A 19,638-nucleotide genomic window follows, 5' to 3' on the forward strand; every position below is an offset into this window, starting at 1 on the left:
GCCGGAACGACAATGTTCAGCTCTATGTCACCACCGCGAGCAAGCCCGCGAGGGATGCGCGCCTTTAGGGGATTGGGGGGATGGGGTCAAGGGAGGCCCTCAACACACGCTAACTACACCATCTTGACCGCAACCCACCCAACCCGCACCATTATTCCGAGTATGGGAGGCCTGTTATGCCACAAGATTTGACCGGCATTTCACGCAAGCAAGCGCAATTCATTTTTGCCGTCAGCTTTTTAGCACCACCTCTGACAATTGCTTCGCTCTCACTTTTCTTTCGCTCATCCCCCGCCATACCTCAAATAATCGCCAATCCCCATTTCACAGAGTTTTCTCCACAAGCATTCTTGAGTTTATCCGAAAAAATCCTCAATCTTTCAGTAGGAATTTTTGCTGGAAGTACTTGGATTTTCACACAGAAATTCAAAGAAATATATAAAATTGTTGATTTTATTATTTTTATTTTTTCATCTATACTTTGCATAGCGGGAATATATTGTGGATTGCGATTTATGTATGAAGTATCTATACAAGAATATTTTTCGACTTTTAGAATGGACTTGATCGAAAACAGAATTTTCCTGCAAGGGATTTTTCTGATACTTCAAGCATGTTGCCTTTTTTGCCATGCCGCGCTTTTGCTCATTAATCCCAGCCAACGCCCTTAGATCGACGGACCCAATATGATGGAAAAGGCGCTTTCCGTATTCATATGCGTGCTGATTAACTCCTTGATAATTCCAAGCGCAGCCAGCAGCGCACCGCCACCCGCCCTAGACAACGGATGGCTAACTGGACTTAATCCATTCATCATGGCCTTACGGGATATTAATTGCGTAGAAGACAAGACAGAATGTGCATTTACTGGACTAGCTCTACATTCTCCTAAAAATATCGCCTGCCAGAAAGATTCTGAAGCTATTTACGTAGCTCCTACTAGGACTTTTTATCTAGGAGAATTGGGCACCCGCCCCGCCATCCCAGTTGATTTTCATATCACTAGCCTTGCAAACCCCATGCTTTCGCGATTAATGGTAGGAATTTTGTATTTCGATGACGATTCCGCCACACAGTTGTGTAGTCATAATAATTTTTATACTCCAAATTTTCTTTATAATATTACCCTCGCAAATGACTATCATCACGTCAAGTACGAGGATTTGCTGGATGCAGCAAAGTTACTGGCGGGCGCCGATGAAATTGAACGAAACATCCATAACACGGAAGACACTCGCGGCTTTCACTTAAGCACTAACGGCAAGGATATCGCGAGAAATAGATGGCAAGGAGCCAAATATGCAGTGTCGAAAAATAATACGGATGATAAAAATAGATTTCGATACGGCAGATTTACGCCGCGCATTTCTGAACAAAATTTAGGATGGAGAGATGCAATATCTTTTATATTCGGGACCAATATAAATTCAATAATTTATCTGAATATTAACTCTACACCCTCTGGCGCCGATATCATCATCAATAACAGAAAATTCGAAAAAACAACTGATGTGAAAATTGCACTCATCAGCCGTGATATCTCTCAAATATCTGTTAATATCGGCGGCCGAGTAGTTCATTTAAATCAATGCGAGGTAAGTCGCCTTGAAAATACCGTCACCGCAAGGTGTTCTCGACAACAAGGGCAATGATACAATAATTTCCTGCTTTGTTGCCGGAAAAACCATTTTCCTACACACCGCGAACCGGCATACATAGGTCCGCCATATGGGGCATCCACTCCGACCACCCATGGAGTTCCCTGCCTTATGTCGCGACAATCCATGCCTTTCGGCCCCTCGGCGCACGGTGAGCCTTCCGTCCCGGCGCCGCTTTCCCTGACTTCTTCCGGTGGCGGCGATCCGGCCTCCTCCGGCGAGGGTACGCAATCTGCCGCGTGCCCCTCCGATACACCTCACCTTGGCGGCTCCGCCGATGGTCCCCCTCCCCCGCAGGTGGAGGAACGGGGTCGTTGCAGCTCGGTGCGGCCTTCGCGGCGGACGTCGCGGGTGGCGTTTCCCGAGGAGCCGCCGGCTGAGGACGATCCGCTGCTGGGCTTTGCGCCCTATCTCCATGCGGCGCCGCGCCGCAACTCGATCACGCCCGAGCGGCAGCGCGCCTTCATCGCGGCGCTCGCCGCCAGCGGCATCGTCACGCAGGCGGCGCGGACCATCGGCGTCAGCCTGGAGGCGCTCTACGCGCTGCGGCACCGCAAGGGCGCGGAAGGATTCTCCGCCGCCTGGGACAGGGCCGTCGACCGGGGCATGATGCGGCTGGAGGACTGCGCGCTCGAACGCGCTATCCAAGGCGAGGAGCGCCCGGTGGCGAGCCAGGGCAAGGTGGTGGCCACGTATACCCGCTACGACACCGCGCTCATGCTGTTCCTGCTGCGCCAGCGCCGCGCCTCGCGCTACGGCACCGAGGATGCGCGCGAGGTGCCGCCGGGCTCGCCCCTCTACGAACGCATCCGCCGCGAGGTGCTGAACGAGAACGAGCAGTCGCTCGTCGAGGTGCGCGCGGCGATCCACCGCAAGCTCGAGGTGCTGCGCCGCGAAGTGGAACTGCGCAAGGCGCGGGAAGCGGCCGAACGGGAGGGCTGAGGCTCGCCTGCCGCGTCCCCGTCCCCCTTCGTCATTGCGAGGCCCGAAGGGCCGCGGCAATCCAGCGTTGCGGGCCACCCGTGGATTGCTTCGCTACGCTCGCAATGACGAATGGAGGGGCCTACACCCCCAGCTTCACGGGCGCGCCGCGGCCGCCCATGAAGTTGGCGAGGTTGCGGTGGAGGTTGATGACCTTCTGCTCCTGGTGCGGATTGGGCAGCGGGCCGCGAAAGCCGCTGGACTTCATGCCCTTCTGCACGAACTGCATGTTCGAGAAGTCCTGCGCCAGCACCGATCCCCACAGCTCGCCCACGGGATCGGCATAAGTCCACTCGGTCTCGGGCTCCTCGCCATCGGGGAAGCGTTCGAGGGCGTAGCTTTCGAACACGCACTTGTCCGGGTCGTCCTTGTACGGGCGCACGCGGTAGCACAGCGCGAAAGTCTCGCCGTGGAGGATGTTCTGGTTGGGGAACAGGCCCCAGGCGAGGCCGCCCTCCTTCTTGATCTCGGGCGGGACTTCGGGCCAGATCACCCCGCGCGCGGCATCGTCGGCCTTGGCGGATTTCAGCCAGTGGGCGATGCATTCCTGCGGGGTGGCGGTCTCGGGCAGCTCGGTCTGGAGGCGTGAGGCGGCGTTCACCAGCGTCTCGGTGGAGGCGGAGTAGTTCACCGTCTCGTAGTTCTCGCGGATAAGCTCATAGGTGGAGACGCGCGGGTCGTCGCCCTTGCCGGCGCGGGTGGTGCCGGCGCTCTCGCTCATCTGGAACTTGGCGTCGCGCGTGTCGTAGCTCGATACCGAATGCAGCCCGTACTGGCGGCTGAGCGCGTAGTAATCGCCGTAGGCCAGCAGCTGCGTATGCGTGCCGGCGACGTGGTAGGGCTCCAGGAACGCCTCGATCGCGGTCTTCCAGTTGCAGTCGTAGATCGCCCACTGGCGCCACTTGTAGCGCATCTTCTCCAGCTGGAAGTGGCCGAGGATCTCCCCGGCGCGGCCCATCCACTCGGCCAGCGGCACCGCGTCCGGGTCCATGGTGACGTAGATGTAGCCGCCCCAGGTATCGACCTGCACTTGCGAAAGGCAGGTCATGTCCGCCGTCAGCTTGTTCTGCCAGTCCTGCGGGTCGAGGATGTAGGTGTTCTGCCCGTCGAGGTCGAAGGTCCAGCCGTGGAACCCGCAGATGAAGTTGCGCCGGTTGGAGCCCCTGACATCATGCACCTTGCCCGGCAGCATGTCAGGCACCGAGACGAGCTGGCGTCCCCGGTGCGGGCAGACATTGTGGAACGCGCGCAGCGATCCGTCGTCCTTCCTCAGCACGATGATGGACTCGTCCGCCACGTCATACGTCAGCCAGTCGCCGGGATTGGGCAGGTCGCTCTCCCGCTCGACCATCTGCCAGACCTTGGGCCACAGCAGCTTCTTCTCCGCCGCGAGGTAGTCCTTCGAGAGAAACGCCTCGGTCGGATAAGTGGCGAGCACTTCCGCGTCCATGTCGGCGGCGGTCAGGCGGTTGGGCTCGTAGGCCTCCGGAGTGGTCACGCGATCTCTCCCATGCGCGCTATTCAACAGACCTGTCTATTAAGCCAGACCCCGCGCGCTTTCCAGAGCCATGCGCGCGCAACGCCCCGGCGATGGGGAACGGCAAATGATCGCCGCCGCCGATCACTCTCATCGAAGAAGCGCGGCTTTGCGCCCCCGCCGCGCGGGCGTAGGTTCCTCCTGCCCGGAAACGGGCCAAAGCAAACAGGAGGAGAGAACCCATGGCCACCCCCCGAACCCGTTCGTTCGCCCTGCTTCTGAGCGCCGCCTGCTGCGCGCTCGCCACCCCCGCATTCGCCGCACAGGAGGCCAAGCCGAACAAGGCAGCGACCGAAGCCGAGACCGTCACCGAACAGCCCGCCTCCCCCGGCGGCACCAAGCCGGACGGCATGACCAACAAGGAGTGGTGGCCGAAGCAACTGGACCTTTCCGCCCTGCGCCAGCACGAGGCGCACTCCAACCCCTATGGCGCCGACTACGATTACGCCAAGGAGTTCGCCACGCTCGACCTCGACGCGGTGAAGGCGGACATCCGCAAGGTGCTGACGACGTCGCAACCGTGGTGGCCCGCCGACTACGGCCATTACGGCCCGTTCTTCATCCGCATGGCCTGGCACAGCGCCGGCACCTACCGCGTGGGCGACGGACGCGGCGGCTCGGACGGCGGCGAGCAGCGCTTCGAGCCGCTCAATTCCTGGCCCGACAACGTCAGTCTAGACAAGGCCCGCCGCCTCGTCTGGCCGATCAAGCAGAAGTACGGCCGCAAGCTGTCATGGGGCGACCTCATGGTGCTGACCGGCAACGTCGCGCTGGAGGACATGGGCTTCAAGACCATCGGCTTCGCGGGCGGCCGCATCGATGCGTGGCAGCCGGACCTCGTGTTCTGGGGGCCGGAGACCAAGATGATGACCGACAAACGCCGCGACGCGAAGGGCAACCTGAAAGGCCCGCTCGCCGCGACGCAGATGGGCCTCATCTACGTCAACCCGGAAGGCCCCAACGCCAACCACGATCCGATCTCCGCCGCCGCCGACATCCGCCGCGCCTTCGGCAACATGGCGATGAACGACGAGGAGACGCTGGCACTGATCGCGGGCGGCCACACCTTCGGCAAGGCCCATGGCGCGCACGCGCCCGACAAGTGCGTGGGCGACGATCCCACCTCCGCCGGGGTCGAGAAGCAGGGCTTCGGGTGGGAGAACAAGTGCGGCAAGGGCAATGCCGAGGATGCCGTGTCCAGCGGCCTCGAAGGCGCGTGGTCGTCGAACCCGATCAAGTTCACCTCGCAATACCTCGACAACCTGCTCGACTTCGAATGGGTGAAGACCAAGAGCCCGGCGGGCGCGACGCAGTGGATACCCACCGATCCGGCCGCCGCCAACATGGTCCCCGACGCGCACATCAAGGGCAAGACCCACGCGCCGATCATGTTCACCACCGACATCGCGATCAAGGAAGACCCCGCGTTCCGCAAGGTGGCGCAGCGCTGGCACGACAATCCGGAGGAATTCGCGCAGGCCTTCGCCCGCGCGTGGTTCAAGCTGACCCACCGCGATCTCGGCCCGCAGGCGCGCTATCTGGGCAAGGACGTGCCGAGCCAGACCTTCGAATGGCAGGATCCGCTGCCCAGGGCGAGCTTCGAGCCGGTCGGCGAGGCGGACCAAGCGGCGCTGAAGGTGAAGCTGCTGGCCTCGGGCCTGACCGTGCCGGAACTGGTGCGCACGGCATGGGCCTCGGCCTCGACCTTCCGCGGCACCGACATGCGCGGCGGCGCCAACGGCGCGCGCCTGCGGCTCGATCCGCAGCGCGGCTGGGCGGTGAACGACCCTGCCGAACTCGCCAGGGTGCTCACGAAGCTGACGGCGGTGCAGAAGGACTTCGCAAAGTCGGGCAGGCAGGTGTCGATGGCCGATCTCATCGTGCTGGGCGGCAACGCCGCCGTCGAGCAGGCGGCGGGCAAGGCCGGGTACACGGTGACGGTGCCCTTCACCCCGGGCCGCGTCGATGCCGCGCAGGACCAGACCGACCCCGCCTCCTTCGCCTACCTTGAGCCCAAGGCGGACGGCTTCCGCAACTTCTACACCGCCGACTACCGCCTCGATCCCGCCGCCGCGCTCGTCGACAAGGCGGATGCGCTCGACCTGACGGTGCCGGAAATGACCGTGCTGGTCGGCGGCATGCGCGCGCTCGGCGCGAATGCGGGCAAGTCCACGGCTGGCGTGTTCACCGCCACCCCGGGGCAGCTCGACAATGCCTTCTTCGTCAACCTGCTGTCGATGGACACGGTCTGGGCGAAGGGGACCACGCCGGGGCTCTATCAGGGCAGCGACCGCAAGACCGGCAAGCCGCGCTGGACGGCGACCCCGGTGGACCTCGCCTTCGGCTCCAACTCCGAACTGCGCGCGGTGTCCGAAGTCTACGCCTCGGACGACGCGAAGCAGAAGTTCGTGGACGACTTCGTCGCCGCCTGGGCGAAAGTCATGAACGCGGACAGGTTCTGACGACGGGGCTCCTCCCCGGCACGGGGAGGGGGACCACCCGAAGGGTGGTGGAGGGGCACGCAGCGGATCGCGTGCCCTTCCGCTCGAACGCCTTGAAACACCGCGCGCCGATCGAGTTCCAGCAATCCCGAGGGTACCCCTCCACCATGCTGCGCATGGTACCCCTCCCCCAAGGGGGAGGAACAGGCGCGCGCTTTCAGTCCGGATTTCGACGTAAAGAATGCGAAGCGAACGCGACATTCCCGTTTCGTCACCCTGAACTTGTTTCAGTATCCATCGGGCAGTCTACGCCGGATCGTTGTGTCGCACGCTCCGCCCTCGGCCCATTGATGCCAAAACTGGGCGAGCGGCCTGATAGACCCTGAAACAAGTTCAGGGTGACGGCGTAAAAGGGTGAGAAGCGGCCGTTGCTGACTATGAACCCATTAGAGAGTTGGTCGGTGCACGGGCAAGCATTTCACGCGGCTTGTCCTTGGACAATTGGTGGCTAAGATCACCTCACGTTAAGAGGTGGATATAACAGGATATGGATCGGTGGATTTGCCCTCACTGCAATTTTGCGCAGGTGGTTCACGGCGAAAATCATCAACGAAACTGGATAAAGTTGGATTTCTCAGACGCGCTACCCTCGCAAAGCGCTTACGAAACGACCGCGGTAGCATGCGCCAATCCAAGTTGTAGACAAATAACGCTTACGCTGGCGCTGCATGGATTCATGTATGTCAACAAAATTGGACGGCAGAGAAAGTACCGGTCCCTTCGATTAATTCCAAATTCTGCAAGCAAGCCTCAACCCGAATTCATCCCCTATGCGCTGCGGGAAGATTACGAAGAAGCCTGCTCGATCCGAGATCTTAGCCCCAAGGCATCAGCAACACTCGTTCGCCGTTGCTTGCAGGGCATGATTCGCGATTTTTGCGGAATTAAAGACAAGAAAACCCTTTTTGACGAGATTCAATCTCTAAAAGATATGGTCCGTAAGGGAAATGCGCCAAGCGGAGTGACTGAAGAAAGTATAGAAGCTATAGATCAAGTAAGAAGTATTGGTAATATCGGCGCCCATATGGAGAAGGACATCGATTTAATCGTTGATGTCGATCCTATGGAAGCTCAACTACTCATAGAACTGGTTGAAATGCTTTTTGAAGAGTGGTATGTGGCTCGCCACGAACGGAAGGAGCGACTCCAGCGTATCCGCGAGATTTCTGAGCAAAAGAAAGAGGCCAAAATTGGCCGACCTGCCGGTGAAGATCTCTTGGACGCAGTATCCGGAGATGATGCCGATCTCATCCCGTGATGTCCGATCAACAGTTGATTTAAACTTCGGTAGGCAGGTTCGGGGGCAGCTGAGTGCAGCTTACTATTTCGGCGCTTACCCAACGTCTGTTTTGGGCCGTCTCCCGACAGCCCGTTTCCCGCCCACAACCCCAAAACCTCACCCCCGCGCAGGCACCTTCTCGTCCCGCCGCAGGGTGAGCACCTCGACCCCGTCGGCCGTCACCGCCACGGTATGCTCGAACTGGGCGGAGAGCTTGCGGTCGTTAGTGACGACGGTCCAGCCGTCGTCCTCGGTGGAGACCTTGCGGGTGCCCTGGTTGACCATGGGCTCGATGGTGAAGACCATGCCCTCGCGCAGCAGGACGCCGGTGCCGCGACGACCGAAGTTGAGCACCTGCGGTTCCTCGTGCATCTCGCGCCCGATGCCGTGGCCGCAGTATTCGCGCACCACCGAATAGCCGTTGCGCCTGGCGTGCTGCTCGATGGCGAAGCCGATGTCGCCCATGCGCGCGCCGGGGCGGACCTGCCGGATGCCCTGCCACATCGCTTCCTGCGCCACCCGCACCAGCCGCCGCGTGGCGGGGGGCACCTCGCCGACGACGTAGGTCTTGCTGGAATCGGCGATGAAGCCGTTCTTCTCCAGCGTGATGTCGAGGTTGATGATGTCCCCGTCGCGGATCACCTCACCGGCATCGGGCACGCCATGGCAGACGACGTGGTTGATCGAGCAGTTGAGCACGTACTTGAACCCGTACTGCCCCTTGCTGGCAGGCCGCGCGGCAAGGTCATGCGTGATGAAGCGCTCGACCATGTCGTTGACCGCCATCGTCGACAGTCCCGCCAGATCCTGCCCGTCTAGCATCTCGAATACGGAAGCGAGCAGGCGGCCGGAAATGCGCATGAGCGCGAGTTCGTCGGGAGTCTTGACCATGTCAGGCGGCGGCCCTGTCTTCCGGCCTGTCCTCTGGCCCATCCTGCGCGACCGCCCCGGCGAGCTGCTGCCGCACGATCTCGTTGAACGAGAGGGTCGGATTGGCCTCGGCCAGCATGCCGACCTTCATCCAGAACTCGGCCTGCGCGTTGATGGAGCGGCACATGACGGCGCTGGCGCGGCGGGCTTCTTCATGCAGGTCGTCGGCGATCTTGACGATGCCCATGGCGGTGTCTCTCGGTTGATGGATATACGATGCGTATATGTTTCGTATATTACCTAGTCAACCGAGGCATCAATCGTTCCGCCCGGATCGTCATTGCGAGCGGCGAAGCCGCGCGGCAATCCGGCGCGGCGTGGGCCGACCGTGGATTGCTTCGCTGCGCTCGCAATGACGACGGTCGGGTTTGCCTAACGACGAAGGGAGGAAGCGCCCGCCGGCGCTCCCTCCCCCTGCATTCTCCCGAAAGGAGAACCCGTCGAACCGATCAGAGGCCGATCACGCCGCCGTCGTTCTTGGTGATCGCGATCAGCGCCGAGCGCGGACGCACGGTCGCCGCCGGGGTGCCGGCCTGCGTGTAGGGCCAGTTGCTGCCCGGCGCCGCGTAAGTGCCGTCCTCGCCCGGGTGCTGGATGCCCACGAACAGGGTGCGGCCGTCCGGCGTCTGGTCGATGCCGGTGATCTCGCACTGCTTCGGGCCGACGAGGAAGCGGCGCAGGTTGGCCGCCGTCGCCTTGGCGCCGACGAAGGTGTTCTGCGTGCCGGTGCCGCCGTTGGTGTTGGTGATCGTCTTCGCGCCGCCGTCACCCACGGTGCCCGGGATCGCGGCGAGCAGCATGCAGTTGGTGCGGTCGGTCAGCGCGCCGTCGTCGGTCTCGATCCACATCACCGGCTTGATCTGGCCCGAAGGGTTGGTCGAGCGCGAGAAGTACGCGCCGTCCGGGCTGGAGAAGTCGTTGGCGGTGGTGAGGCCCGAGATGTTGACGTTGGTCGGATCGGCATCGGTCGAGTCCGCGCCAAACAGGTAGATGTCCCACTTGAAGCTGGTGGCGCTGGTGGTGTCGCCGTCTTCGCGCAGGCGGACGATGTGGCCGTTCGGGTTGCCGGTCTGCGCGGTGTTCGACGGCCCCTTGGGGTCGTTGTACGAGCGCGGGTTGGCGGCGTTGGTGCCGGTGACCGGGCGGAACGAGTTGTTCGAGTTGGTCAGCGTGAGGTAGATTTCGCCGGTGACCGGATTGCCCACGGTCCATTCCGGGCGGTCCATCGGCGTCGCGCCCACCGCGTCGGCGGCGAAGCGGGTGTTGACGCAGATGTCGGCCTGGCTGGTGAAGGTGTACTCGCGGTACGAACCGCTGGCCGGACGCTTCGGGAAGGTCGGGCTGTAGACCAGCGGCAGCCAGGTGCCGGTGCCGTCCGCGTTGAAGCGGGCGACGTAGAGCGTGCCGGTGTCGAGGTACTTGTCACCGATCGCGAGGCGGTCGGCGGCATCCGCGTCGGCGGCGGCCCAGGTGGCGTTCGAGACGAACTTGTAGAGGTATTCGCCGCGCGAGTCGTCGCCCATGTAGACGCCGACCTTCTGGCTGGCGACCGCGCGGACGAACGCGCCTTCATGGCCGAAACGGCCCAGCGCGGTGCGCTTGCGCGGGGTCGAGGTCGGGTTGTACGGGTCGATCTCGACCACCCAACCGAACTGGTTCGGCTCGTAGCGGAAGTCGTCGGCCGACGTCGCGCCGGTGATCGTCGCGTTCCAGCGGGTGAAGCGCGTGTCGGTGCTCGACGCGGTCGACCACGAGTAGCTGCCCGAACGGCTGGTGATGCCGTTGCGGTTCAGCGAGTCGATCTCGGGGATCGTGCGCTTGGCATCGTCCGAGGCGTCGCGGCGGAAGTAGCCGGCGTAGTTTTCCTCGCAGGTGAGGTTGGTGTTCCAGCCGCTCACGCCGTTGGCGCAGTTGTTGATGGTGCCGCGACCGGCCTTGCCGTCCTTGGAGTAGGCGGTGACGAGGTAGGCCGATCCTGCCGCCGGGCCGTTGAACGCCATCGGCGTGTTCGGCGTGATGCGGCGGTTGAAGGTGCTGTCCTGCTTGTAGCTCCACTTGCGGTCGCCCGCATCGGCGTACTCGACGACCGAGACGCCGTGGCATTCCATTTCCTTGAGCGCTTCAGCCAGCGGGCGCGGCGAGGCGGTGGCGCCGGTCGGGTGCAGGTAGGTCTGCGTGATGTTCTCGTGGTTCTGGACCATCAGACCGCGCGTCGAGGTGTTGCGGTCCGGCGTGCCGGTGGCCGAAAGACCGAAGAAGTGCAGCGCGTCGTGGTGGTCGCCGATGCGCTTGTCGAAGTCGGCGTCGGTGCCGTCGTTCTTGTAGGCGGCGACGCCCGCGGCGATCGGGTCGCCGAGACGGGTCATGACGGTGATCGAGTAGCCTTCCGGCACGACCACGGTGTCGCCCAGGCTATGCGCGACGGCGGTGAAGCCGAGGACGGCGGGCGAGACGCGCACGGTGGTCGTGGCGGTCTTGGCGGCACCGATCAGCGGCTTGGCGCTGAACTGGAAGATCAGGTCGGTGGCGGTCGACACGGCCGGGGCGATGAAGCTCACCACGTTGCCGCTGCCGGTCAGTTCGACGGTCGGGCCGCTCTGCTGGGTCCAGCCGATGTCGCTGCCGCTGCCCGAAACGTTGCCGGTAAGCGTGACCGGACGGCCCGCGCTGGTCGCGACGTTGCTGCCCGCGGTAACGGTGACGCTGCCGCCGATGCTGCCTTCGGCGCCTTCGTCGTCGCAGGCGGCGAGCAGGCTGGTGCCCATGAAGGCCATCGTGGTCGCGCCGGCGCCGCGGTAGAGGGCCTGGCGGCGCGAGTAACGCTCGGCGGCCATGCTCTCAAGCGAGCGCTGCGTGGTGTCGTTGGTGTCTACGTCACCATCCGTATAGGTGGTGGCGGGATTCATCTCGGTCATGGTTGTTGCCCCCTTTTGGTCGCGGGGGCGTTGCTAGGACTGATTCATGACGCCAAAGCGCAAGTTCAGTGTCAATTCGATGGCTTTATCATGACCATCATTCGACAATGGGCCGCAACCGTCCGTCGCACGGGCCTCAGATACTGAGCGAAAACTCTATTGGAACGGTGAATTCTATCCGTTCGCCAGTGACTTCGACCGGCGCGCGAGGGAACGGCGAGGCGCGGCGCAGGACCGCCATCGCCTCCTCATCGAGCGCCGTAAAACCGGACCCGCGCAGCACCGCACCGTCGAGCAGCATCCCGGCGCGGTCGAGCGTGAAGCGCACCTGCACCACGCCTTCCTCGTGCCGCATCCGCGAGCGGCGCGGATAGATCTTGTGGGCGTGAATCCACGACTGGATTTTCGCCGCATAGCCGCGCCCGGTGCCCGAGGGCGCGCGCACGGCAAGACCGTCCGCCGCGCCCTTGCGTGCGGGCTGAGCGGGAGCCGCAGCCGCCGCAGCGGCGGCCTTCGCCGGAACAGCGGGCGCGGCGGGCGCCGCCGGAGCCACGGGCCGGGCCTCGACCGGTACCGGCTTCGCCTCGCCGGGCGTCACCGGAACGACCAGCGGACTGAGCGGCACGACCGGGGGCAGCACGGCGCGCTGCTCCGGCGCGGGCGGCGAGGGGGCCGCAGCGGGCGTGGCTGCGGCGGGCTGCGCGGTGGGTTCGGCCTCCTCCTCGCCCTTCTCGGCACCCTTCGTCACCGCCAGCGAGACCGAAGTCAGCGCCGGCAAGCGCGGCCCCGGCGCTTTCCCCCCTGCGCCGAGGCCGAGCAATACGGCAAGCAACGCCCCGTTGACCGCCAGCGACGCTGCCGCCGGTGCCCCGATCCGGAAAGGACGCCGCTCGCCGTACATCGCCGTCAGAACGTGTTCGCGACGGTGAACTTGAAGCTCCGGCCTTCCGCCGCAAGCGCGGACAGGTGGCGACGGAACTGCTTGTCGAACAGGTTGTCCACCGCGAGCCGGAACTCGAAGCCGCCCTTCTTCCCGGGCTCCGTCTGCGGGCGGAAGGTCAGGAAGACGTTGTGGGCGGTATAGCCCGGCGACGGCAGGCCCGAACCCGCCGAGGCGAACTGGCCGGTGTTCACCTTGTCCTGCTTCTCGGCGAACTCGCCGGTCCAGCCGCCGGAGAAGCCGCTCGCCGGATCGGCATAACCGAGGGTCAGGCGGTAGGTGTTGGCGGGGATGGTGTTGAGATAGAGCCCGGTCAGCCGGTCCTTGCCCTCGATGAAGGAGGCGTTGCCGCGCACGAAAACGTTGCCGAGGCCGTATTCCGCCTCGATCTCCAGCCCCTTGAACCGCGAGCGGCCAATGTTCTGGAAATAGGGCGTTCCCGCTGCGGCAGATACGTTGACGATGAGGTTCTTCACGTCGTTCTGGAACAGCGTCGTCTTGGTGCGCAGGCGGCTGCCGCGACCCAGCACGTCGTCGAAGGCGAGCGTGAAGCCGGCTTCGTAGTTGTCCGATTCCTCGGGCTTGAGATCGGGGTTGTTCGGGCGCGTCGCCGAGCGGGTGAAGATCTCGTCGACGTTGGGCATGCGTACCGTGTGCGCGACCGAGCCGAACACGCCGAGCCAGTCGGTCAGGTTGTAGAGCGCCGCCAGCTTGGGCGAGACGGCGTGGTCCTTGACCTTGTCGGTCAGCACGGTGCCGCCCACCACGGTCCTGCCGGGCTTGAGGTTGGTCCAGTCGATGCGGGCGCCGGGCATGATCGTCAGCTTGTCCGACCAGACGATCTCAAGCTGGCTGTAGAGGCCGGTGCGGGTCATCTCGCCTTCGGGGTGGGTGCCCGCGCCGGGGGTGACGACGCCGCCGAAGGTAACGCGCGGGTTGCGGCGCTTCTGCGTGCTCCACTGGCCGCCGACGATCAGGTACGCCGTCCAGTCGCCGCCGAGGTCGAACTCGCTGGTGTTGCGCAGGTTCGCCTGCCAGCTCTCGTAGGAGAACTCGGAATAGGCGAGGTTGGCGCCGAGGAACGTCGTCTCGGTCTGGTGAACGCGCGACAGCGAGTAGGCGGCCTGCGCTTCGATGTTGAGGATCTTGCTGCCGTCGAAATCATTGACGTAGCCGACCACGGCAGTCTTGTCATGGACGCGGCGGCGCATCAGCGAGGCGCCGGTCGCCGCCGAGATCTGGTCGTAAACCTGCGGCGCGTCGCTGATCCAGTCCTGGTAGGACGCCCAGATCGCGTGCTTCTTGTTGCCGCCGATGGTGAAGCGCGCCTTGGCGAGCCAGCTGTCGGATTCGTTGGCGGAAGCGGGCACGGTGTCGCCGTTGCCGCTCTTGTAGTCGTCCGAGCGGCGCAGGTTGTAGCTGCCCAGCAGTTCCACGCCCTCGATCGGCTGCACCGCGACGATGCCCGAGAGGGTATAGGCCTCGGCATTCGTCTCGGTCGCGCCTTTCAGGCGCACCGCGATCGGATCGCCGGGGGCAAGGAAGTCCGAGGCGTCCTTGGTGGTGAAGTTGATGACGCCCGCCAGCGCGCCCGCGCCGTAGAGCGTGGACGATGCGGGACCGCGCAGCACCTCGACGCGCTTGTACAGCTCGGGCTCGCTGAAGAACGCGCCCATGCGGTACTGCTCGTAGAACTTGGTCACGCCGTCGACCGTCATCAGGATGCGGTTGTCGGAATCGCCGATCGCGGTGCCCATGCCGCGGATGTTGAAGCCCTGGCCCAGCTGGCTGACGCCGCCCTGCACGTTGACGCCCGGAACGTCGGCCAGAAGGTCGCCGATGGTGGACGCCTGCGCGCGGTCGATGTCCTCCTGCTCGATGACCGACACCGCCTGCGGCGTATCGATCGCGACCTTCTCGGTGCCTGCCGAGACGACCACGCGGTCGAGCGAGAGGCGCGTGGTGTCCGCCTCTTCCTGCGCGGCCGCGTCCTGCGCCCCATCCTGCGCCATCGCCGGAAGCTGGAACGCCACCAGCGCGGTGCCCGCAACCAGCGCGGCCTTCAACATCGTCATTACCGTGATCCCCCTCAGGAAGCGGGAGCGACCCGCCCCCGGAATGCGGCGCTGATACGACGACAAAAAATTATTGCAAGTGATTCTCAATATCTTTAGTTCCTAATGCACATTCAGAGGGGATTTCCGATGATTCCGACCAAGTCGCGGCTTACCGCCGCATTCCTTGCCGTGGCATTCGGCACCACCGGCAGCATGGGGGCCACCGCCTGGGCGCACATGCCCTACGTGCTCCCAACCCAGTTCGACGTGGGCAAGGCCGATCACATCACCGTCCAGTCGAGTTTCGCCGAGGACGCCTTCGTGCCCGAGGTCGCCATGCGCGATGCGCCGTTCCACGTCGTCGGGCCCGACGGCCAGCCGCACGAGGTCCAGCCGGTCACGCACTTGCGCGACTTGTCCGTGTTCGAAGCGAACATCCCGTCAGACGGCACCTGGCGCGTCACCACCGGCCAGCGCGCCGGGCGCAAGGGCAAGATGTTCAAGCGCGGCGAGGAATGGGTGATGCGCGGCGAAGGCGGCGAGGCGCCTGCGGGCGCCGAGATGGTCGACGTCCAGAGCATGACGCTCGCCGAAGCCTACGTGACGCGCGGCGCGCCCAGCGAAACCGCGCTCAAGCCCACCGGCAAGGCGCTCGAGATCGCCGCCAAGTCGCACCCCAACGGCATCGCCGCCGGATCGCCCGCCAGCTTCGCGGTGCTGTTCGACGGCAAGCCGCTGGCCGGTGCGGAAATCACCGTGTTCCGGTCCGCCGGATACTACGACGGCCGCAAGATCGCCGCCGAGGTGAAGACCGGCAAGGACGGCGGCTTCAGCGTGACCCCGCCGGACGCGGGCACCTACCTCGTCCTCGTGCGCCATCGCGGCGCGGCCCCCGCCGGGTCCGAGACGCCCTATCGCAGCTACACCTACACCCTGGTCTTCGACGCCGCCTGAGTGCCGCGTCGCTTTTTTGAGGAAACCTAAGATGAAAACCGCCCTGATCGCCGCCGGTGCTGCCCTGCTGGCCGCCGCCTCGCCCGCGCTTGCCGCCCCGCATGAAGGCAACGCCTTCATCCACGACTACGACGCCGACCACGACGGCAGCGTCAGCCGCGCCGAGTTCGACAAGGGCCGCGTCGCCCGCTTCCAGGCGACCGACGCCAACAAGGATGGCTGGGTCTCCGAAGCGGAATACCTCGCCGAATATACTGCGCGCCTCGAACAGCAGCTTGCCGCCTCGGACGATACCGAGGAGCGCAAAACCGAGGAGCGTCAGCGCCAGATCCGCCAGACCCACGTCCGCTTCGGCGTGCTCGACAAGGACAAGGACGGCAAGATGACGCAGGCCGAGTTCGACGTCTCGGGCGGGCGCGCCTTCGCCGAACAGGACGCGGACAAGGACGGCGTCGTCTCCCCCGCCGACGTCGCCGCGACCGCCGCACGCCGTCAGGCTGCGCGCGGCAAGGGCTGAACCTTCCCGCTCACGCGCTGCCGACAGGTGGCGCGTGAGCAGCCAGCAAACCCAAAACATCGTCATTGCGAGCGCAGCGAAGCAATCCCCGGTCGGCTCACGACGCTGGATTGCTTCGCTGCGCTCGCAATGACGAGACTACGCCCAAGCCGCGCCGTGCCCTGCACGGGACGAGACGCACTTCACCCTTTGGACGGCCTGCCGAAGCAGGCGTACTGTGCCGTCGAGGGTCAGCACAACAAACTGGAGCCGAGTCGAGCTTCTCGAAGCAGTTCTGCTCGCCCTTTATCGGCATAAACACGCAATTTATCCCTAATAATCCTCACAACAAATGTCACACAAAACCGCGTTGACCGCGATTTTGATTCAAATCAGTCTCCGATCCGACTTCACCGAGTCTTGAATTTATCCGAACTTCATTCGGATCAATACTCATATGAAAGGGGCGGGGATTTGCGGTTCGAGGATCGCCTTTTCGTGCGACTGTCCTCCGCGTCGACACGCGGGCAGGTGTTCGATGCCGGGGCGCTCGAACGCATCGCGCTTGCCGCCTATGACTTCGAGCCCGGAACGCTGGACGCCCCGTGGTCTGCAACGTTCGATGCGCTGACTTTCCCCGCCGCCCTCCCGCAACGCCAGATCGGCCGCATCGAGGCGCGCTGGGACGGCGCAGGCATGCGTGCCGAGGGCCAGTTCGACCTCGAAGGCAGCAGCAGCGCGCCCGACGACGGCGCAGCGGTCTGGCGCGGCGCCGTGATCGGCCGGGGGCAGGTCGGCGGCGGACGCGTGGACCGCGTCGCCGGGGCCTTCGTCGGTCGCACCGGCACCGACGCGCAACTCGCCACCCGGCTGGGCGAGGCGGCGGAGCGTCCGGGCACTATCGACAGCGGAGACGTCACGGCCCTGCTCGGCCCGGAGGGCGACGGCTATCTGGCCCGCGAATGGGCGCCCGAGCAGGTTGGCGGCTTTCAGGTCCGCTTCGCCTCCGAAGCCCCGCCCGCGCCCGTCCCGGTGCGGCTGGAACTCGCCGCCGCGATCCTCATCGTCGACCCCGCCGCCTCCGGCTTCTCGCTCGACGCGCTGATGCGCCGGACCCGGCGGCTGCAGGAGCGGCTCGGCACCGAGGGCATCGCCGCCGCGCCCACGCCCGGCCTGCGCCGCCGCGCGGATGTCATCGCGGTCTGGATCGCGCCTGCGAACTGGTTCGACGACACCGACTGGCCCGGCGGCTCTCCCGCCGCGCGGCTTGGCGATGCCTCCGCGTGGCTGCGCACCCACGGGATCGCAATCGCCACCGCCTGATTTTCCTGCCGCCCCGCGCCTCCGGTCGGCGCGGCAGGCGGAATGCTGGGGACCGGCCTTGATCGGAGAAACTGCATGTCGATCGCCTATCCGTTCATAGACGTGACCATCGACACCAAGGGCCTGCAACCCGTGGCGCAGCGCGCGCCGGGCGTGCTCGCCGTGGTGGGCGCGTCCAACAAGGGCAGCGCGGCGGCCAACGTGCCCGTCGCCGTGGGCTCCATCGCCGAGGCCGCCGCCGCCTTCGCCGACGTCGGCCCGACTGGCGCGGTGACGACCTCCACCGCGCTGTTCGTGGGCCTCAAGGCCGCGCTTCTGCAATCGCCGCGTCCTTCCAAGATCTACGGCGTGAAACTTGACGGCAGCGACTTTGCCGCAGCGCTGGGCGCGCTGCTGGCAGCGGACGACGTGACGTTCGTCGCGGTCGCGGGACAATACGCGAAGAAGCCCGGCGCGGGCGAAACGGCGGCGGACAAGAACCCCGCGATCAAGGCGCTCAAGGACCATGTCGAGGGCGCCTCCGCAGACGGCGCCAAGCGCATCGGCGTCTTCGCCATCGACCCGGCGCTGGCGAAGTCCGCGACATATGCCGAAGACGTGGCCGCCTCGGTAGACGGCCTCAAGTCCTCGGTCTCGCGCCTCGTCTGCGTGGCGGCGCGCGGAGCGGACGATGCGGGAGAGACGCCCGACGTGGGCTGCGCCGCCGCATCCGCCATCGCCGGGCAGCCGGTCGCGGCCTCGATCGTGCTCAAGAAGGTCGCGGGCTTCTCGCTCCCCCTCGCCCAGCAGTTCGGCCCGACCGAGATCAAGGCGCTGTCCGAGGCGCAGGTGATCCCGATCATCGATCCCACGCTGATCCCCGGCGAGAGCCTGCACTTCGCCGAGGGCTGCGCCTTCACCAGCGACGCCTCGCTCAAGTACATCGATGTCGTGCGCCTGCTCGACGACGTGGAGTACCGCCTGAAGGCCGGGCTGATCGGCATGATCGGCGATGCGCGCATCACCCGCGCGGGCCTCAACGGCGTGGTCAACCGCGCGCAGGGCATCCTCGACCGGCTGATCGGTCCCGGCGGGATAGACGGCTATTCGGTGCTCATCCCGGTGCTGGAGATCCTGCGCGTCCCCGAAGCCTCCCGCTCCGCCGGAGAGGCGCAGGCCGTCGCAGAGGCGCGGGCCGAGCGGGTGGTGGAGATGCTCGTCTCGATCACCCTCGGGCCGGCGGTCCACCTGCTGAACATCGCCCTGCAACCCCGATTCTAACCCCGCTTCCGACCCCCGCTTAGGAGGAACCCGTCATGTCCAACTGGCGCTCACGCCTGTCCGTCAAGTACACCGAGAACGGCCAGGTCAGGCAGATCACCCCGATCGATTCCTTCCAGCCCTCGTTCTCGCTGAATGCGGAGCCGGTCCATTCGATCGAGGCGACGCACATCGGCGTGATCTTCTCGCCCGATCAGGTGAACTTCTCGATGACGGTGAAGGCCATCGGGGCGGACGGCGCCTCGGCCCGGCTGACCCACCTCGCGCTGCAGGGCATCCCGTTCAACATCGAACTCGAAGTGCGCGACGGCGACGAGGCGGACTGGGCGTTCGAAAGCATCGTGCTGGCCGACTGCATCATCACCAACGTCACGCCCACCAACGCTTCGATATCGGGCGCGCCGACCTCGACGTTCTCAGGCTTCGCGATGTCGGGCAAGGCCAAGTCGGGCAATACCGAGAGCAACGCGGGCGCTTACGCGGTCGCATCCACCAAGGTCGGCGTCTGAGCGGGAGGCTGACCGATGCGCGTGATCGGCCTCTCCAGCGGCCTGCCCCCACCCCGCCGCGTCCTGACGACCGGCCTTGCCGTCGTCCACGAGAACGAGCTGGTCTACCCGGCAGCGGGCTCCGCAGCGGAGGCGGAGGCCGCGATCGAGGATGCCCGCGCCATGGTGCAGGTCGTCTTTCCGGTCGAGATCGAGATCGTCTCGGGCGGCGGTGAGGCCGACTTGCGGCAGATGACCGGCGACGCGCTGCGCCGCGCCGCCGCGCGTCTGGGCCATCCGGGCTAGTCGGCGATGGCGC

The 19,638-nt window shown here is 64.7% G+C and carries 17 protein-coding genes; 11 read left to right on the top strand and 6 right to left on the bottom strand.

Annotated elements, in window-relative coordinates:
* Nucleotides 1-176 precede the first annotated feature (176 nt).
* The 3 genes from LO787_RS09430 to LO787_RS09440 all read left to right on the top strand — a co-directional run bounded on the left by LO787_RS09430 (nucleotide 177) and on the right by LO787_RS09440 (nucleotide 2,600).
* Nucleotides 177-671 (top strand): hypothetical protein, encoded by a 495-nt coding sequence (locus LO787_RS09430; RefSeq protein ID WP_232495573.1) that lies wholly within the window; start codon nucleotides 177-179, stop codon nucleotides 669-671.
* A 15-nt stretch (nucleotides 672-686) separates the two neighbouring features.
* The gene (locus LO787_RS09435; protein WP_232495574.1) at nucleotides 687-1,652 is read left to right on the top strand and encodes a hypothetical protein; all 966 of its coding nucleotides are present in this window, start codon (nucleotides 687-689) and stop codon (nucleotides 1,650-1,652) included.
* A gap of 357 nt (nucleotides 1,653-2,009) precedes the next feature.
* A complete protein-coding gene (locus LO787_RS09440; RefSeq protein WP_232495575.1) occupies nucleotides 2,010-2,600 on the top strand; it encodes a hypothetical protein in 591 nt (196 codons plus the stop codon).
* A 121-nt stretch (nucleotides 2,601-2,721) separates the two neighbouring features.
* On the opposite strand, the gene LO787_RS09445 is transcribed toward LO787_RS09440, so the two are convergent.
* Nucleotides 2,722-4,089 (bottom strand): aromatic ring-hydroxylating oxygenase subunit alpha, encoded by a 1,368-nt coding sequence (locus LO787_RS09445; RefSeq protein ID WP_420847813.1) that lies wholly within the window; start codon nucleotides 4,087-4,089, stop codon nucleotides 2,722-2,724.
* Between the two features lie 269 nt (nucleotides 4,090-4,358).
* On the opposite strand from LO787_RS09445, the gene katG reads away from it, so the two are divergent.
* Nucleotides 4,359-6,638 (top strand): catalase/peroxidase HPI, encoded by a 2,280-nt coding sequence (gene katG, locus LO787_RS09450; protein WP_276574175.1) that lies wholly within the window; start codon nucleotides 4,359-4,361, stop codon nucleotides 6,636-6,638.
* A 565-nt stretch (nucleotides 6,639-7,203) separates the two neighbouring features.
* A complete protein-coding gene (locus tag LO787_RS09455) occupies nucleotides 7,204-7,935 on the top strand; it encodes a DUF4145 domain-containing protein (protein ID WP_232495577.1) in 732 nt (243 codons plus the stop codon).
* Between the two features lie 138 nt (nucleotides 7,936-8,073).
* Here LO787_RS09455 and map read toward each other — a convergent pair whose 3' ends face one another.
* From map to LO787_RS09480, 5 genes are all read right to left on the bottom strand, one after another.
* A complete protein-coding gene (gene map / locus LO787_RS09460; protein ID WP_232495578.1) occupies nucleotides 8,074-8,847 on the bottom strand; it encodes a type I methionyl aminopeptidase in 774 nt (257 codons plus the stop codon).
* 1 nt (nucleotide 8,848) lies between these two features.
* The gene (locus tag LO787_RS09465) at nucleotides 8,849-9,073 is read right to left on the bottom strand and encodes a ParD-like family protein (protein WP_232495579.1); all 225 of its coding nucleotides are present in this window, start codon (nucleotides 9,071-9,073) and stop codon (nucleotides 8,849-8,851) included.
* A gap of 262 nt (nucleotides 9,074-9,335) precedes the next feature.
* Nucleotides 9,336-11,801 (bottom strand): PhoX family protein, encoded by a 2,466-nt coding sequence (locus LO787_RS09470; protein WP_232495580.1) that lies wholly within the window; start codon nucleotides 11,799-11,801, stop codon nucleotides 9,336-9,338.
* A 136-nt stretch (nucleotides 11,802-11,937) separates the two neighbouring features.
* A complete protein-coding gene (locus LO787_RS09475) occupies nucleotides 11,938-12,702 on the bottom strand; it encodes an energy transducer TonB (RefSeq protein WP_232495581.1) in 765 nt (254 codons plus the stop codon).
* A gap of 5 nt (nucleotides 12,703-12,707) precedes the next feature.
* Entirely contained in the window at nucleotides 12,708-14,816 is a 2,109-nt protein-coding gene (locus LO787_RS09480; protein ID WP_232495582.1) for a TonB-dependent receptor domain-containing protein, read from the bottom strand.
* Nucleotides 14,817-14,945: 129 nt separating this feature from the next.
* Between LO787_RS09480 and LO787_RS09485 the strand changes: the two genes are divergently transcribed.
* The 6 genes from LO787_RS09485 (at nucleotide 14,946) to LO787_RS09510 (ending at nucleotide 19,625) form a co-directional block, all read left to right on the top strand.
* Nucleotides 14,946-15,752, top strand: coding sequence for a DUF4198 domain-containing protein (locus LO787_RS09485; protein WP_232495583.1), 807 nt, complete (start codon nucleotides 14,946-14,948; stop codon nucleotides 15,750-15,752).
* A gap of 31 nt (nucleotides 15,753-15,783) precedes the next feature.
* Nucleotides 15,784-16,269: an EF-hand domain-containing protein gene (locus tag LO787_RS09490; RefSeq protein ID WP_232495584.1), complete on the top strand. Its 486-nt coding sequence runs from the start codon at nucleotides 15,784-15,786 to the stop codon at nucleotides 16,267-16,269.
* Between the two features lie 477 nt (nucleotides 16,270-16,746).
* Nucleotides 16,747-17,571 carry a hypothetical protein gene (locus LO787_RS09495; RefSeq protein WP_232495585.1) on the top strand — a complete coding sequence of 275 codons (825 nt, stop codon included), beginning with the start codon at nucleotides 16,747-16,749 and terminating at the stop codon, nucleotides 17,569-17,571.
* A gap of 75 nt (nucleotides 17,572-17,646) precedes the next feature.
* On the top strand, nucleotides 17,647-18,831 hold the full coding sequence (locus tag LO787_RS09500) for a hypothetical protein (RefSeq protein ID WP_232495586.1): 1,185 nt from the start codon (nucleotides 17,647-17,649) through the stop codon (nucleotides 18,829-18,831).
* 35 nt (nucleotides 18,832-18,866) lie between these two features.
* On the top strand, nucleotides 18,867-19,340 hold the full coding sequence (locus tag LO787_RS09505; protein WP_232495587.1) for a hypothetical protein: 474 nt from the start codon (nucleotides 18,867-18,869) through the stop codon (nucleotides 19,338-19,340).
* A gap of 15 nt (nucleotides 19,341-19,355) precedes the next feature.
* Complete coding sequence (locus LO787_RS09510) at nucleotides 19,356-19,625, top strand: hypothetical protein (protein ID WP_232495588.1); 270 nt, start codon at nucleotides 19,356-19,358, stop codon at nucleotides 19,623-19,625.
* The last annotated feature ends 13 nt before the right edge of the window (nucleotides 19,626-19,638 follow it).

Origin of the sequence: Novosphingobium kaempferiae (assembly GCF_021227995.1) — a bacterium.
GTDB classification, from domain to species: Bacteria; Pseudomonadota; Alphaproteobacteria; order Sphingomonadales; family Sphingomonadaceae; genus Novosphingobium; species Novosphingobium kaempferiae.